Annotated in this window: 12 protein-coding genes and 10 tRNA genes; 11 read left to right on the top strand and 11 right to left on the bottom strand. The window is 28.8% G+C overall.

The annotated features are described in order from the left end of the window. The first annotated feature begins 83 nt into the window (after positions 1-83). The 10 genes from IMK15_RS04270 to IMK15_RS04225 all read left to right on the top strand — a co-directional run bounded on the left by IMK15_RS04270 (position 84) and on the right by IMK15_RS04225 (position 1,002). Positions 84-171, top strand: a tRNA-Leu gene (locus tag IMK15_RS04270). 9 nt (positions 172-180) lie between these two features. Next, positions 181-257, top strand: a tRNA-Met gene (locus IMK15_RS04265). Positions 258-264: 7 nt separating this feature from the next. After that, positions 265-340: transfer RNA gene (locus tag IMK15_RS04260), tRNA-Gly, on the top strand. A gap of 8 nt (positions 341-348) precedes the next feature. Then, positions 349-424: transfer RNA gene (locus IMK15_RS04255), tRNA-Lys, on the top strand. Between the two features lie 38 nt (positions 425-462). Further along, positions 463-538: transfer RNA gene (locus IMK15_RS04250), tRNA-Lys, on the top strand. A 13-nt stretch (positions 539-551) separates the two neighbouring features. Then, positions 552-628: transfer RNA gene (locus IMK15_RS04245), tRNA-Arg, on the top strand. 9 nt (positions 629-637) lie between these two features. After that, a tRNA-Ile gene (locus IMK15_RS04240) sits at positions 638-714 on the top strand. A 9-nt stretch (positions 715-723) separates the two neighbouring features. After that, a tRNA-Glu gene (locus tag IMK15_RS04235) sits at positions 724-798 on the top strand. A 30-nt stretch (positions 799-828) separates the two neighbouring features. Beyond that, positions 829-918, top strand: a tRNA-Ser gene (locus tag IMK15_RS04230). A gap of 8 nt (positions 919-926) precedes the next feature. After that, positions 927-1,002, top strand: a tRNA-Phe gene (locus IMK15_RS04225). Between the two features lie 72 nt (positions 1,003-1,074). Here IMK15_RS04225 and IMK15_RS04220 read toward each other — a convergent pair. Genes IMK15_RS04220 through yhfZ form a run of 9 tightly spaced genes read right to left on the bottom strand, consistent with a single transcriptional unit; the run spans position 1,075 to position 9,647 of the window. Further along, complete coding sequence (locus IMK15_RS04220; protein ID WP_192942015.1) at positions 1,075-2,298, bottom strand: phosphopentomutase; 1,224 nt, start codon at positions 2,296-2,298, stop codon at positions 1,075-1,077. Further along, complete coding sequence (locus IMK15_RS04215; protein ID WP_226869200.1) at positions 2,291-3,439, bottom strand: alanine racemase; 1,149 nt, start codon at positions 3,437-3,439, stop codon at positions 2,291-2,293. The genes IMK15_RS04220 and IMK15_RS04215 overlap by 8 nt, the downstream gene beginning before the upstream one ends. Continuing rightward, the gene (locus IMK15_RS04210) at positions 3,436-4,539 is read right to left on the bottom strand and encodes an aminotransferase class V-fold PLP-dependent enzyme (protein WP_192942014.1); all 1,104 of its coding nucleotides are present in this window, start codon (positions 4,537-4,539) and stop codon (positions 3,436-3,438) included. The genes IMK15_RS04215 and IMK15_RS04210 overlap by 4 nt, the downstream gene beginning before the upstream one ends. 7 nt (positions 4,540-4,546) lie before the next feature. Beyond that, positions 4,547-5,770 carry a serine hydrolase gene (locus IMK15_RS04205; protein WP_192942013.1) on the bottom strand — a complete coding sequence of 408 codons (1,224 nt, stop codon included), beginning with the start codon at positions 5,768-5,770 and terminating at the stop codon, positions 4,547-4,549. A gap of 10 nt (positions 5,771-5,780) precedes the next feature. Then, positions 5,781-6,656, bottom strand: a complete 876-nt coding sequence (locus IMK15_RS04200) for a phosphotriesterase (RefSeq protein WP_192942012.1) — start codon at positions 6,654-6,656, stop codon at positions 5,781-5,783. Between the two features lie 10 nt (positions 6,657-6,666). After that, entirely contained in the window at positions 6,667-7,971 is a 1,305-nt protein-coding gene (locus tag IMK15_RS04195) for a YhfT family protein (protein WP_192942011.1), read from the bottom strand. Beyond that, positions 7,968-8,327, bottom strand: coding sequence for a DUF2620 domain-containing protein (locus tag IMK15_RS04190; protein WP_192942010.1), 360 nt, complete (start codon positions 8,325-8,327; stop codon positions 7,968-7,970). Before IMK15_RS04190 ends, IMK15_RS04195 begins: the two co-directional genes overlap by 4 nt. After that, a complete protein-coding gene (locus IMK15_RS04185) occupies positions 8,324-8,689 on the bottom strand; it encodes a PRD domain-containing protein (RefSeq protein WP_192942009.1) in 366 nt (121 codons plus the stop codon). The genes IMK15_RS04190 and IMK15_RS04185 overlap by 4 nt, the downstream gene beginning before the upstream one ends. Before the next feature lie 49 nt (positions 8,690-8,738). Next, the gene (yhfZ, locus tag IMK15_RS04180; protein WP_192942008.1) at positions 8,739-9,647 is read right to left on the bottom strand and encodes a GntR family transcriptional regulator YhfZ; all 909 of its coding nucleotides are present in this window, start codon (positions 9,645-9,647) and stop codon (positions 8,739-8,741) included. A gap of 232 nt (positions 9,648-9,879) precedes the next feature. Between yhfZ and IMK15_RS04175 the strand changes: the two genes are divergently transcribed. Then, the gene (locus IMK15_RS04175) at positions 9,880-11,238 is read left to right on the top strand and encodes a YadA family autotransporter adhesin (RefSeq protein WP_192942007.1); all 1,359 of its coding nucleotides are present in this window, start codon (positions 9,880-9,882) and stop codon (positions 11,236-11,238) included. A gap of 119 nt (positions 11,239-11,357) precedes the next feature. On the opposite strand, the gene IMK15_RS04170 is transcribed toward IMK15_RS04175, so the two are convergent. Both IMK15_RS04170 and IMK15_RS04165 read right to left on the bottom strand, forming a co-directional pair. Beyond that, the gene (locus IMK15_RS04170) at positions 11,358-13,070 is read right to left on the bottom strand and encodes an ABC transporter ATP-binding protein (protein WP_192942006.1); all 1,713 of its coding nucleotides are present in this window, start codon (positions 13,068-13,070) and stop codon (positions 11,358-11,360) included. Continuing rightward, a complete protein-coding gene (locus IMK15_RS04165; RefSeq protein WP_192942005.1) occupies positions 13,054-14,796 on the bottom strand; it encodes an ABC transporter ATP-binding protein in 1,743 nt (580 codons plus the stop codon). The genes IMK15_RS04170 and IMK15_RS04165 overlap by 17 nt, the downstream gene beginning before the upstream one ends. Between the last annotated feature and the right edge of the window lie 30 nt (positions 14,797-14,826).

Here is a 14,826-nt window from a genome sequence, read left to right as displayed (position 1 = left end):
TATATATAAATAAAAAATAAAAAAAAAGTAGTTGACAAAGAAATTGGATTAGTGTATAATCAATCTTGTTCTGATAGAGAAGTGCCTTGGTGGCGAAATCGGTAGACGCACAGGACTTAAAATCCTGTGGAAATTTATTCCGTGCCGGTTCGAGTCCGGCCCGAGGCACCAATGACGTATCGCGGAGTAGAGCAGTCAGGTAGCTCGTTGGGCTCATAACCCAAAGGTCATTGGTTCAAATCCAATCTCCGCAACCAAAAATATGCGGGAATAGCTCAGATGGTAGAGCGTCAGCCTTCCAAGCTGAATGTCGCGAGTTCGACCCTCGTTTCCCGCTCCATTAAGTATGAGCCATTAGCTCAGTCGGTAGAGCACATGACTTTTAATCATGGTGTCACTGGTTCGATTCCAGTATGGCTCACCATTCATTCATACTAATGTAAACTATAATGATATAATAATGGGCTATTAGCTCAGCTGGTAGAGCACATGACTCTTAATCATGGTGTCACTGGTTCGACCCCAGTATAGCCCACCAGTAATAATTATATGTACCTGTAGCTCAGTTGGATAGAGCAACAGCCTTCTAAGCTGTGGGCCAGGGGTTCAAATCCCTTCAGGTACGCCATATCCTTTTGGATCCGTAGCTCAGATGGTTAGAGCACGCGGCTCATAACCGTGAGGTCACTGGTTCGATCCCAGTCGGATCCACCATTAGTGAATGGACCCTTCGTCTAGTGGTTAGGACATCGGGTTTTCATCCCGGCAACAGGAGTTCGATTCTCCTAGGGTCTACCATTATAGCCACCATTAGGTGCTTTTTTTTATGGGCAGATGTCCGAACTGGCTAAGGAACCGGTCTTGAAAACCGGCGAAGATGTAACAGTCGTCTGGGTTCGAATCCCAGTCTGCCCGCCATTATATATGCCCAGATAGCTCAGTCGGTAGAGCAAGGGACTGAAAATCCCTGTGTCCGTGGTTCGATTCCGCGTTTGGGCACCATTGTTATCTCCTAAAGGAGATTTTTTTTTACTTTATAAAAAAAGTATGTAAGTATAGCTTACATACTCCTTCTTATTTCAATAAGTCAAGATAACTCTTACCTTGTTCAACATTTTCATGTATATTAAAGTATTCTAGAACAGTATTTGCAGAATCAGACATAGTTTCTCTTATTCCTAAATCTATATTTTTCTTTTGATTGAATAATCTCTTATTATATACCAATAATGGTACATTTTCTCTTGTATGTTGTGAATGACCTATTGTAGGATCATTTCCATGATCTGCTGTTATAACTAAAATATCATCGTCATTTAATTTTTCTATAATCTTTCCAATATATTTATCAGCAATGCTCAAAACATTTGCATATCTTTTTGTATTTTGAGAATGTCCAGATAAATCAGTTTCTTGAACATTAATGCACATAAATCCTTTGTGGAAATCATCTAATTTCTTAAGGGTTAATTCGAAGATAGTTTTAGTATCAACTAAATTCATAAAGCTTTCTCCGTTCTTATTGTACACTATATCTGCTACTTTACCTATTAACATAACATCTATATTATTTTTAGTTAATATTGTAGGTACTTGATTATTTGGATCTACACCATATCCCATATGTCTAACCATATATCCTTCTTCATAAACCTTAGATAATGGTGCATCTATTCCCATATATTTTCCTTCTTTTTCTCTAGCAGCATCTAATATACTTTGGGTTGTGGCTTTTGTTCCACCAAAGACAATAACTCTTTCAACTTTTACAATATTTCTAACAACTTGTGCTATTTTCAATTCATCTTCAAATGATATATTTTTAAATGTTGTTGTAACATTGTATACTTGTCCTAAGTCTGTTTCTAAATTATCTCCTATTGCAACACAATCATTAACCCATAAGAAATTAACATTTACACCTTTTCTTTCAACTTTATACCCTTTTTCTAAAAGTTTTTTTTCAACAGTATCGATATAGAATGAAAAAGGCTTATTTAAAGGTTTTTCAGTTTTAGTTCCCATCAATTCTTGGTGTCCTAAGAAAGTATCACCTCCGTGATGTTGTAATTTTGACTTACCAGCAATTTTGACATTAACTTTTTTCATAAAAGGTGTTTCAAAATCCAAAATATTCATTAATCCTAATTTTTCAAGATTTTCCCATTTAGAATCTGGAAGTTTTTCTAATATATGTCTTGCAGTATTTGAACCAAAATCTCTTGGTCTAACTTTTAAGACATCATCCATATATCCAACTCCAAATCCATCTAATACTATTATTAAAAATCTAGACATTTTTCTTATCTCCTTGTGTGTTATATATACCAACTATATGTATATTATTACTATGTATACCCTCAATTAAAACAATATCTGATCTTGTAACAAACATTTGTGTTCTAAAGCAAAGTATTATAGGATCAAATATATTATATTTTCCTTCTAATGATAGGTAATAATCAATATTTGTTGCATTAAAATTATTAACGTTTACTATTTTATTATCAATATATCCATGTTTCATATGTCCTCTAGGATAATATCCACCACCATAAAAGTGTGAATTATTTTTAAAAACATGAGAAATTTCTGAAATGTATAAATAGGCTGGAATTTCAACTCCACTATCTATATTTAAAGGTGTTGTTCCAGTTAAAGCGTGTCCTGGTTCAGCATCTGTTCCCCCATAAGAATAAATTTTCTTTATATTTTCAACTGTAGATACAGATGGTAAATTTATATGTTTAACATACAAATTTTGTTTTTTTAAAAATTCATTTACTTCTAGTACTGAAAAAAGATTATTTGTTTCTTTTATACATTTTTCATCAGGGGAGTACAAAAAACAAGGGAATGAAGTTATTCCATTTAACTTAACACCTTTTAAATCTTTTAATTTTGGTATAAGTTCTTTAACTTCATTTACAGAAAATCCCGCTTCTTGTCCAGGATAAATTTCAGAATTTTCATCTAATATTCTTAACATAATATCTTGTGTCTTATTTAAAGATAAAGCGATATTAGAAATTTCCTTTATCATGTCATAAGAATATACTGTTATTATCTCTACACCATATTCTATTACACGTGATAGCATATTCTTTGGTATTTGAACAAGATGCCCTATATTACAAAGTTTAAGGTTATTTTTCATCATAACTTCAACTTCTTTAAAATCTACGCAGACTGCACCTTTATACCCTAAATCTTCTAGTTTTTTTGCTAAATAAGGATTTCTACCTACTTGTTTTAACATATAGAAGAGATTAATATTGTATTTTTTAGCTTCATTTAAAATGTTTTTGGCATTTTCCAAAAACATATCAACATCTATACAATAAGAATCTGGAAGAATTAGTCCTTTTTTGTATAAGTTTAGAGAGGCGTCTACAAAAGCTTTATTTGTATCTAAAAGTCTTTTTAAAAACAATATCATTCACCTCTTTCTATAAAATATGCTTTTTCTAAAATTCTTGCTATATTTTCAGCTCCAGCTCTATTAGGATTTATTCTAATCATTCTTTCTGCTAGACTAGGATCAGTATCTATGAAAGTACCAGATACCCTATAAATCAAAGGGTTCATTTCGAATTTAGATTCTGCACCAACAGGGTGAGAAAGAGCACCTAATTTTACAGTTTGTTTTAAAATATTTTTAGCTATATGTTCGCAAAATTCAACTAAAACAACTTTAGATTGAGAATTTGCTATATATACATCTTTTATATATGGAAATCTTTTTTTATCTTTTAGAATATTATATAAACCTTCTATTTGTTTTGCTTGAATACTTAAAGCAACTGGTGCATAAACTAAACCTCTTAGTACTTCCATAGCTTCAAATCCTTGAACTTGTGAACCACCAGAATAATTATGTTTTCTCATGTTTTCTATAATTTCTTTTTTTCCGATTATTAATCCAATACCAACAGGTCCTAATAGTTTAAAACAAGAAAAAGCAGAGATATCAGCACCCATTTCTACTCCATTTTCTGGTGTTTTAAGTACGGCATAGTTATCGTCAACAACGATTTTAATGTTATTATCAATTTCTTTTATTTTCTTTATTACTTCTTTTAAAATATATTTATCATCTAATTTTTGACGTGTATGTTGTAATAGTACAACTTTAATATTATTTTCAACTATATATTCTCTTAAAGTAGAAAGATCATTAAAGTTGTACTTTTTAATATTTACTTTCATTGAGTTTAAACTAAATTCACTAGTCTTGTATATTGGACCATCGTGAACAAGTATAGTATTTTCATTTTTTAAAAATTCAAAGAAAGTTAGTCGTAAGGCATTTGTTCCAGATCCCCTAACTAAAAATGCATCTTCAGCATTAAAGAAGTTTGCTAGAATTTTTTCTATTGTTCTTGTTCTAATAGGCATATTATTTGTTCTTTCCACACCTAAGTCGCCCAAATCTAATATTTCTTTACCATTAATATATTTTCCTATTAAATCTACTAATCTAAATTGTTTTTCCATAGCTTCTTCTAAAGTTATAGATTGTAAGGGATATGTTTTCATCTTTACCTCATTTCTTATATAATACATCGCCAACTAAATTCATTATTTCTCTTGCATATTTCCAAGTTGATTTATAGCTTCCGTCAGAATCAACTCCATAATTTTGTTTATTTGTTAAAATAATTACTTGTATTTTATTATCTAAATCATATACAACTTGTGTACCTGTAAACCCTGTGTGACCTACAAATCTATTAGTTGCATATTTTCCCATATATCCTTTATCTAAACCACCTCTATTTATTTCATAACCATAACCATGTCCAAATTTACTTTCAATTTTTGTAAACTCATCTACTACATTTTTATTATATAGTCTTACTGATCTATATTTACCGTTATTTAATAAGACTTCACCTAAAACATATAGATCATGAGCAGTTGAAAACAATCCAGCATGTCCTGCTACACCATTATTTGCATAATATGAATTTCCATCATTTACTAAACCAGTTAATGTATGTCTTCTCCAGTATCTGAAAGAATTATATTCTTCATTTATCTTATACCCAAAATTATCATCATAAATCATTTTTTGTTCAAAAGGATTACCATGAGATGTTGAAGCAATTTGATTTTGACTAAACACTTCAAGAGGTAAAAATCTTGTTCTCTTTAAATGTAGAGGCTTATATATTTCTTCTAATACATAATCATTAAGCTTTTTATGTGTAACCTTTTCAACAATAAATGCTAAAGTCATGAATGAAAAATCACTGTATTTTCTATTACTTCCTGTTTTGTATTCTAATGGTAGATTACAAATATATTTTAATTCTTCATCACTATTTTTAACATGATAGTATGTAGGTAACCATGGAGTTAAACCAGATGTGTGAGTTAATAAGTCTTTAATTTTAACATCTTCTTTACCATTTTTAGCAAATTCAGGTATATATTTACTAACTTTATCATCTACACTTAGTTTACCTTCAGAAACTAATTTCATAATTGCTTGTGTTGTAGCAAATATTTTAGTAAGTGAAGCTAAATCGAATATAGTATCTGTTTTCATTGGTCTTAACTTTTCTTTATCATCTTCTAAAACTTGTGCATAACCAAAAGCTTTGTTATAAAGAATATGACCATTTTTGGAAACCAAAACAACAGCACCAGGCATTGTCTTATTACTTATATATTTTTCGGTTATAGTTTGTATATCGTTTAAGCTTTTTGTAAAAGTAAAGACACTAAATAATATACTACAAAAAATTAATATTATCTTTTTCATTTTTATTCCTTTATTTGTTGAAGAAATTCATAGGGTTTTTATGTAACATTAAATCAAGAGATTCATCTGTTATACCTTTTTCTTTTAGCATAGGTATAAATGAATCAAATATATATGAATAACCTATTCCACCCATAAATTCCATATTAGATTTTCTTGAAATATCTTGTGATAAGAACACTTTATTAAGTAAATTCATATCTTGTAATATTTTTAACATTTCAACTCTTTTAGAGTCTAATAAATAGTTATTTTTCCCTATAGTATCAAATGAAATATATACACCTTTAGATAAAATTTCTATAATATATTGTATATCTCCACTTAAATCAACGTGCCCTATATTTACCTTTGACAAATCAACATTATTTTTTTCAAAAAATTCAATTTGTCCTAAAGCGTTTGTACCTAATGTAGTATGTGTACTAATAGGTACACCAGTCTTTTTGTGTGCAATTACAACACTTTCAAATATTTTTTCTTCTTCTTTTGTCATATGATCTTTACTTGTACCAATTTCACCCAATAATTGTGCTTTTATGCCTGTACCATCGATACCTATTTCTATATCATTTATCAAAAGTTCAGCAATTTCTTCTTTATCCATTTCATAGACATAGTCAGGTAAAAAAGGTTCTTTATAGAATCCTGTAGAACAAATGAAGTTTATTCCACTTTCTTTTGATATTTTAACAATATTTTTTACATTTCTACCCATACCTCTATTGGTAACTTCTACAATATTTCTAACACCTTTAGAGTATAGTTTTTTCATTTCTTTTGTAATTTCATCTATGCAGTCTACCTTGCAATCCAAATTATGTTTTTGACCAGATAAATCTATTGTCATATGTTCGTGCATAAGTGTATAACCATTTTGTAACATTTTAAATCTCCTATTTAGCTACTACTGGGACAAATAATTTAAGTAAGAATAATATGTTTAGTATTATTCCAAATCCTATTGTTGCAATTGGACCTACTGCCATATCAACTAATGGTTTCTTAGCAGCTCTGTTTAATAAGTAAACACCTATAACAAATAGGAATCCTAAACCATTTTTACCAGCCATATCATTACATGCAATCATAGCACCAACTAAGATTGCAACTTCTAAAACCTTTGTCATACTAGTTCTTATTTGATCACCACAAGCTTTAACACCAGGGAATTTATCTAATAATTTAGCAATTTGTTCTAGTAGTAAAATTTCTATTGCTAAAACGATAGCACCTAAAACAAAGGCGATTATTGGATTTCTAACAAATATACCTATAACAAATACGAATGTTAAACCAGCAGGACCATATACCCCTGTAGTTATAGCTGTTGTAGCAACTAAAGGTATAAATCCTATAGTTCTTGCTAGTGCAACTATTCCTGCATCAGATAATTTACCTTCTTGCATTAAGTTTAATGAAATAGGGTCACCAGCTAACATATTTAAACTAACAGCAGCAGCAACTAATCCACCCATAATAGATAGTATTAATATATTCTTCTTTACTCTAGCAACTCTTTCAGAGAAAATACCTATTAATTGTTCATTTGAATTTGTTACTTCAGTCTTATCCATTACTGCGAATATTAACATAATAACTATACCTGCAAATAGTGCTATACCATCAGCATTTAATGCAATTTTAGCTTCACCAAATGTAAATTTACCAAATAGTGAAATTAATTGTCTAATAATTAAAACGATAATTAAAGAGAAAGCACCTTTTTTAACACCATATTGGTAACCAACTACTAATACAGGGAAGATTGCAAATGCAACGATTATAGGGCTACCTATGCTAGTTAAATTAGGTAAGAAATTAACAGGTAATTTTGCAAATACATCAACAATAACCTTTAATCCTAATACTAATCCAATACCATATAAGGCACCTATTATTCCTGATATAGCCATACCTTTTTTATCGTCTGGGCACATTGTTCCTATTATATCAGTTCCAAGCAATATACTATGTATTAATATAACACTTTTACCGATAGAAAATGGGATACCAAAACCAATAACTAGTCCGAAGCTTAATGCGAAGCTGGTTGCAAGTAATGATTTTCTATCCATTCTTTTTTCTAAATATTCTGGTATTAATGGTCTTAAACCATCATTAAATACAGCAATACTTTGGTTAGCTAAAATTGAAGCTAGTCCAGCTAATAAAGCCATTACAATAATTCTTGCTATCATAATTTACCTCCAATAAATTTTTTTATCATTTTTATAGATTTTTCTGTAGCATTTGGAGTAAAACCAAATGCAATTTTTCCATCTTCAATACCTTTTTTCACTTCATCTTCAGTTAAAACTTTTCCAGGACTTGCAACAGTCAAGCATTTATTTGCACCAACGATAGCTATAGCCATTGCCAGAGCACCTCCACCACCTGTATTACAAGCACCAAAATAATAATCATAATTTCCTGATTTTAATCCCATAGCAGCGTCTATATCTGACTTTACATCAACACTAGCATCAGGAAATTCAGCATTTAAAAATTTTTTGACATTTTCTTTGTCAATTTGTCCACCTACAACAATTTTCATACCCTATCCACTCCTTCTAAAAAATTAATTAAGTGTGCTAAAATAAATGTTTTTTCACTATCATTAATTGGACCTAGAACGTCCTTTTCTAAATTTTGTATAATCTGCAATGCTAAAGTATATTTTTTAGATTCTTTTAATTCATTTAAACTATCTATATCTAAACCTTCAATACTTTCCTTGTTTTTTCTTTCTAAGTACATAGCAATATGCGTTACTAACATAGAAGAATTTTCCTCTGTAAGATTTAAGTTGTATTTTTCTTTTAAATAATTTAGCATATTAAGTACAGTTTTCATGTTTTCTTCATGTAAAACGCCAGATTTTAAAAGTAAATTTAATCTGTTAATTAGTTCTTTCATAGCATCTCCTAAATTTTCATTTTTTTGAATATTTAACTTAAAAAAATTATTAGTACCGAGGTACTATAATTTTTTCTAAAACATCTTTTTGTATTTTTTTAATATATTTAATGTCTAATATATTTTTTACTAAACTTTCCATCAACTTGTCGGATTTATTTATCACTATAACTGCTTCGTTTGCAAGATTTATATATTCCTTATCAAAGATATCTTGAACTTCTATACCGTTAATCAGTTTTTCTTCTATTTCATCTAAACTTAATATTGCTTGGTCTATAAGAGAATTCTGCATATCCTTAACAATGTTATCAGAGTTAACATCAATAACATCATAATCTTTACCACTGAAGTATTGGTTTGATAAAAAATATTGGTCTTCAGAGTTTTTATCTATACCCACTCTTATCTTCTTGCTTTTTGTAGGGACCTTAAGTAGTACATGCTTTGATACGTAACTTTCAGGGCCTAAACTAAAAACTTTTTTAATATTTTTTTTATCAGAATTTTTAAATGCCAAATTAGACATTAAAGCAAAATCATAAATTCCACTTTCAAGTAGTTTTAGTCTTACCCTAGATCCTTGCATATATGCAAAGTAGAAGGTTATACCATGTTTTTCAAATGAATTCTTTATAGCCATAGCTAAACCTTCATAACGTTTTGAATAAGGTAGAGGCATAACACCAACTATTGAATTAATGAATGCTTTTTTTATTAATTTGTCGTCATATTTTGCTTCTAAAATTTTTCCAAATACGCCTTTTTTTGATAGAGATATACATTTTTCACCTTCTAAAATTTCAAAAGCTTTTTGCACACTACCTACAGACATTTGCAATTCTTCCGAATATTCTTTTACTGATTTTAACCTATCACCTATTTTAAGCCCCATTATATCTCTAGCTACTGTTATTATAGCTATATCAACCTTGTTTAAAGTTCTAATTTTTTCCATAAGCCAACTTTCATTTTTTTGAATATTTATAATATATATTACCTTGAATAAATTAAAAGTCAAGTTAAAAAAATATGTTTTGTAGATATGTTAAAATTACTAAAAAAGAAGAACCATTTTACATTTAGGTTAAAAAATAAACTGAAATTTATAAAAAAACCACTTTTTTTTTTTTTTTTTGGAGTAATATTATGTTGTAATCAAATGTTAATTAAGAAAAGAGATGAAAAAAATGAAAAAAATATCAATGATTTTAACTTTGTTATTTTCACTAACAAATGTTATGTATGGTAATCCTAGTGATCCTGCTCAAATAACCGATCCTTATCAAAGAAATGCAGATGGTTCGACAAATTATATAAATCTAGGAGGATATGGTGGAGGAAATTATATTAAATCTCCTAGTTCATCATATGTCTATGGACATGGGAATGTTTCAGATTCTAGTGCTGCAATTTTAATAGGAGATAATAATTTTAATAATTATACACAATCTGTTGGAATTGGAGGAGAAACATCTGTTCTAGAACAAGGATCTGTTGCATTAGGTTTTGGTTCAGTTGCTGGTGATATGAAAGAATATACTTTGGAAAAACAAGATATATTTACAAAAATGGCAAAAGGAAAAGCAAAACAGGAAGATTATGATAAATTAGAAAAAGCAGTAACAAGATATCAAAGAATAGCCTATAGAAGAAGTGGTTATGATATTTCTACTGGAACACAAATATGGAATGATAATGATATACGGTATAAGGCGCAAAGTGAAGTTTCAGTCGGTGTTGAGAAAGATTACAAAAAGAGAAATTATCAGTTCAATTCTTTATATATAAATGAAAAAAATGTAGATAAAAAAGCATTCACAAGACAAATAACTAATGTTGGTGCAGGTAGTAAAGATACTGATGCAGTCAATTTAGCACAATTAAAAGATTTGAAATCATATATAGATAATATAAGTGTTTTTGAAATGCAAGATAAAAATGGTAACAAAGTAGTTAAAGGTAAAGATGGTAAATTTTATAGAGCAAAAGATATAAAAGGTAGTGTTTATTATAATAATAAATATTTTGTAACTGGTTTAAAAGAAGTAAGTAAAGATGAAATAGTAAATAAGGCTATAGTTAGAACAGAATACGAAGATAAAATAGATGCAATTAAAGCTAGTATTCAAACAAACGATACAAAGTTAACTGGTATTTCAGAAGATATATCTAAAATAAAAGATAATGTAAAGATAGTAGATAAAAAATCAGACCTAGCCTTAAGAGGTGTTTCTAATGCTGTGGCTATGGCTAATTTACCTAATGTTTCAGGAGATAGAAAATTTAATCTTGCAGCATCATATGGCTATTATGGTGGATCACATGCAGTTGCTGTTGGATTTAGTGGTATAAATGACAAGCAAAACTTTACATACAAGTTAAGTGGAGCAGTTAATAGCAAGGGTAATCTTGCCTTTGGTGTTGGTGCTGGATTTATGCTTGGTAGTGTTAATAATAGACTTCAAGAAGAAAATATGAAGCTAAAATCTGATGTTGAAAACTTAAAGAATCAAGTAAAAGAATTATATAAATTATTGAAAAGATAATAAAAAAACCCTAGTGAAGCATAAATTCATTAGGGCTATTTTTATACAGAAAGCTATATTAAAAGTAAAAATATAAATCCATAAAAATAGTATATAATAAATATGGAAAAATGACAAGCTTAATACTTAAATTTTTCTGTTAGATTAACTTTATCTACTAAGTTCTTGTAAGTTTTACAAGATTTTAAAAGTTCATTATGTTTTCCTTCGCCTACAACTTTCCCTTCATCAAGAACCAATATTTTATCAGCATTTTCTATTGATTTTATTCTATGAGAAACAATGATTACAGTCTTATCCTTTATCAATCTTTGTAAGCTTTCTTGTATTTTTGTTTCGTTATACACATCTAGTGAAGAAGAAATTTCATCAAGAAGTATAATACTTGCATTTTTTAAGAATGCTCTTGCAATAGAGATTCTTTGTCTTTGACCACCAGATAAGTTTACACCATTTTCCCCTATTACTGTATTGTAACCTTGAGGTAATTTTTGTATGAATTCATCACAATTAGCAAGGGTTAATGCATTTTTTACTTCTTCATTACTTGCTGATAAATTACCTATTCTAACATTTTCTAATATTGAAGAATTAAATAGCATAACATCTTGGAAAACAACTGATATATGTTTAAATAAGGAAGAAGTTGATATCTTTTTAATATCGTAATTATCAATTAATATTTCACCTGAGTCATAGTCATAAAGTCTTGCTATTAATTTTAATAGTGTAGATTTACCACAACCTGATTTTCCTACTAAAGCTGTAACTTCATTTTGTTTAGCAGTAAATGAAATATTTTCTAATACTTCCTTTTCTTTATCCTCATATCTAAATGAAACATTTTTTAAAGTAACATCAAATGTTTTAAGTTTTTTATCTTCACCTTCTTGAATCTTTGTATTTCTAATTTCTTTTAGTCTTTTAACTCTTGCGTCAATATAGAAAAGTTCTGATATATTAAGAGTAACAGGTATTGCACCTTCATTTAATTTAAGTGCAATTATCATTAAACAAACTATAGACATTATACTAATTTCATGATTTAAGTAAAGATTAGTTCCAACTAGGATTATTACCCCTAATGAAATGAACATAAGTAGATTCATAGCTGAAAGTAGGGCAGTAATAGAAGCTTCTACATCAAAGTGTACAACTTCCGTATCATCCATTTTTTTGTATAACCCCTTATTAACCTCATCTTGCATACCCATACTTTGTATTTCTTGTTGTAATTCAATGGTTTCTTGGAAAGCTTGTGCATTTTCTCTTAATATATTGTAGTATTTAGTATGCTTTTTAACCTGTATTTTTTTTGACATGAAAAGCAGTATAACATTAATTACAAATGGAAAACTTAAAGCAAGTCCCATTTTAATATTAAAGAAAAATATACCTATTGTTGTAACAACAAAGAAGATGATAAAACTAATAGTTTGTGCCAAGCTGTGGCTTATAGCATGCTCCATCTTTGCAATATCACTCATAATTGTTTGAGATAAATCTGATAAATTCTTTTTAGAAAAATATGCGAGAGGTAATTTACTTAATTTTTTCCCTATATCTATCCTCAAATTAGCACTTTCATTGTATGTAATGTTATACAACTTATCGTATTCATTACTTAGGCAGATGTATAGCAAGATAAGTAGGATAATAGATAAAATTACATAAACATATATATTACTAATAATTTTGTTTAAATAAAGGATGATTAATATTAGAGGTAAAAAACTTGATATGTTTACTAATAGTGATGCAAAGATAGCTTTAAATATATTTGATGCTCCCATATTTGTTACAGAAAAGCTTTTCTTAATCCATTTTTTCATTATTTACCCTCCAATTATTAGCAGAATGATAAAGGTTCATATAGTATGCATATTTTTGATTCTTTTCCATCAATTGCATATTATTCCCACGTTCTTCAATTTTTCCGTTTTCTACAACAAGTATTTCATCAGCGTTAGTAATACTTGTTAGTCTATGAGCTATCATTATTATCGTTTTGTCCTTTATTAACTCACTTATTGCAAGTTTCAATTCATATTCATTATCAGGATCTATTGCTGAGCTTGCTTCATCTAGGAGTATAATCTTAGAATCTTTAAGTAAAGCACGAGCTATTGCTATTCTTTGAATTTCACCACCAGATAAGTAGACACCTTTAGAACCTATTATTGTATTTTCTCTATCCTTAAACTTATTTAATATTGTTTCACAACTAGCAAGTTTTAATGCTCTCATAACTTCTTCTCTTGTTGCTGTAGGTTTAGCAACTTTAACATTGTCATAAATACTAATTTTAAATAGTTTAGGATTTTGAAAGACGAATGATATATTTTGTATTAAAGCATTTTTGGTATATGATTTAATATTTTTACCACCTATTAAAATTTCTCCTTTTTGTATATTGAAAAAACCAGAAATTAATTTTGCTATTGTAGTTTTACCACCACCAGATGCACCTACAAGTGCATAAACTTTGTTTTCTTCCAATTTAAATGATAAGTTATCTAAAACCATATTTTTTTCATCATAACTAAAGCTAACATTTTTAAACTCTATATCAAACCCTTCCATTGTATCAATATTACCAAAGCTTAGAGTGTCCTTTTTCATGTTGTTAAACAAGTCTTCTAATTTTTCTATTGCATAACTTCCTTTAAATGAGTACATAAACACATACATAATACGTATCATAGTAGAATAAAGTACACCAGTTAAAAATAGTATGAACACAATTTCAACTGTATTAAAAAAGTTAAATAGAACAACAAATGGTAAAATTATTGCACCTATTCCAAAGAATACCCATTGGTAAAGTACGAAAGGCATCTTATTTGTCTTTGAGTATTTTAATGCATTTTTTGAATAGCTAAGTATTGCTTGATGTAGTGTTTTAAAACTTGTAATATCTATACCAAATATTTTAATAACCTGTATAGCACGTATATATTCTACAGTTTTACCACTCATATCATCTAGTGCTTGTTGATAATAGTCCATAAATTTTCTTTTTCCCATCATTAAGAAAACGAAGAGGAAAGTAACTATTAATGAAAGTATTAGTAGTATACCAACACGGTAGCTAATTAAAAATCCTATTACCAAAATCAATATTGGGGTCATAAAAGCATTAGCATTATCAGGGATTAAATGTGCAATTATTGCATGAGTTTGGCTTGCATTATCATCTATTGTTTTACGTATATTACCTGAAGCATTAGAGTTAAAGAATTTAAAACTTGCATTAGTTAAAATATCTATACCCCTTTTACGTAAATTTGTTTCTAGTCTAAATCCTAACTTATGTGATAGCATATTCGCTATATATTGCAGTATAGACCCTATAACCAACAGAACAGAAACCATCAGTGCATAAAACTTTGTCATAGATGTATCAGTGTTAATTATTAGGTTATTGAAAAATTTGTACATAAAAAAATATGCTCCAACTGTAAAGAAGCTAGATACAAATGACGAAAAAATACTAAGGTATGTGAGATAACTTAGTTCTTTTACATAGTGTAAAATATTTTTGTATATTTTAAACATATGACCTCCACTTTATTTTAATTAGATAAA

Source organism: Sneathia sp. DSM 16631, from assembly GCF_014892235.1.
In the GTDB taxonomy this organism is placed as follows: Bacteria; Fusobacteriota; Fusobacteriia; order Fusobacteriales; family Leptotrichiaceae; genus Sneathia; species Sneathia vaginalis.
The sequence above is the reverse complement of the archived record's forward strand: the minus strand, read 5'-3'. Positions and strand labels throughout refer to the sequence as shown.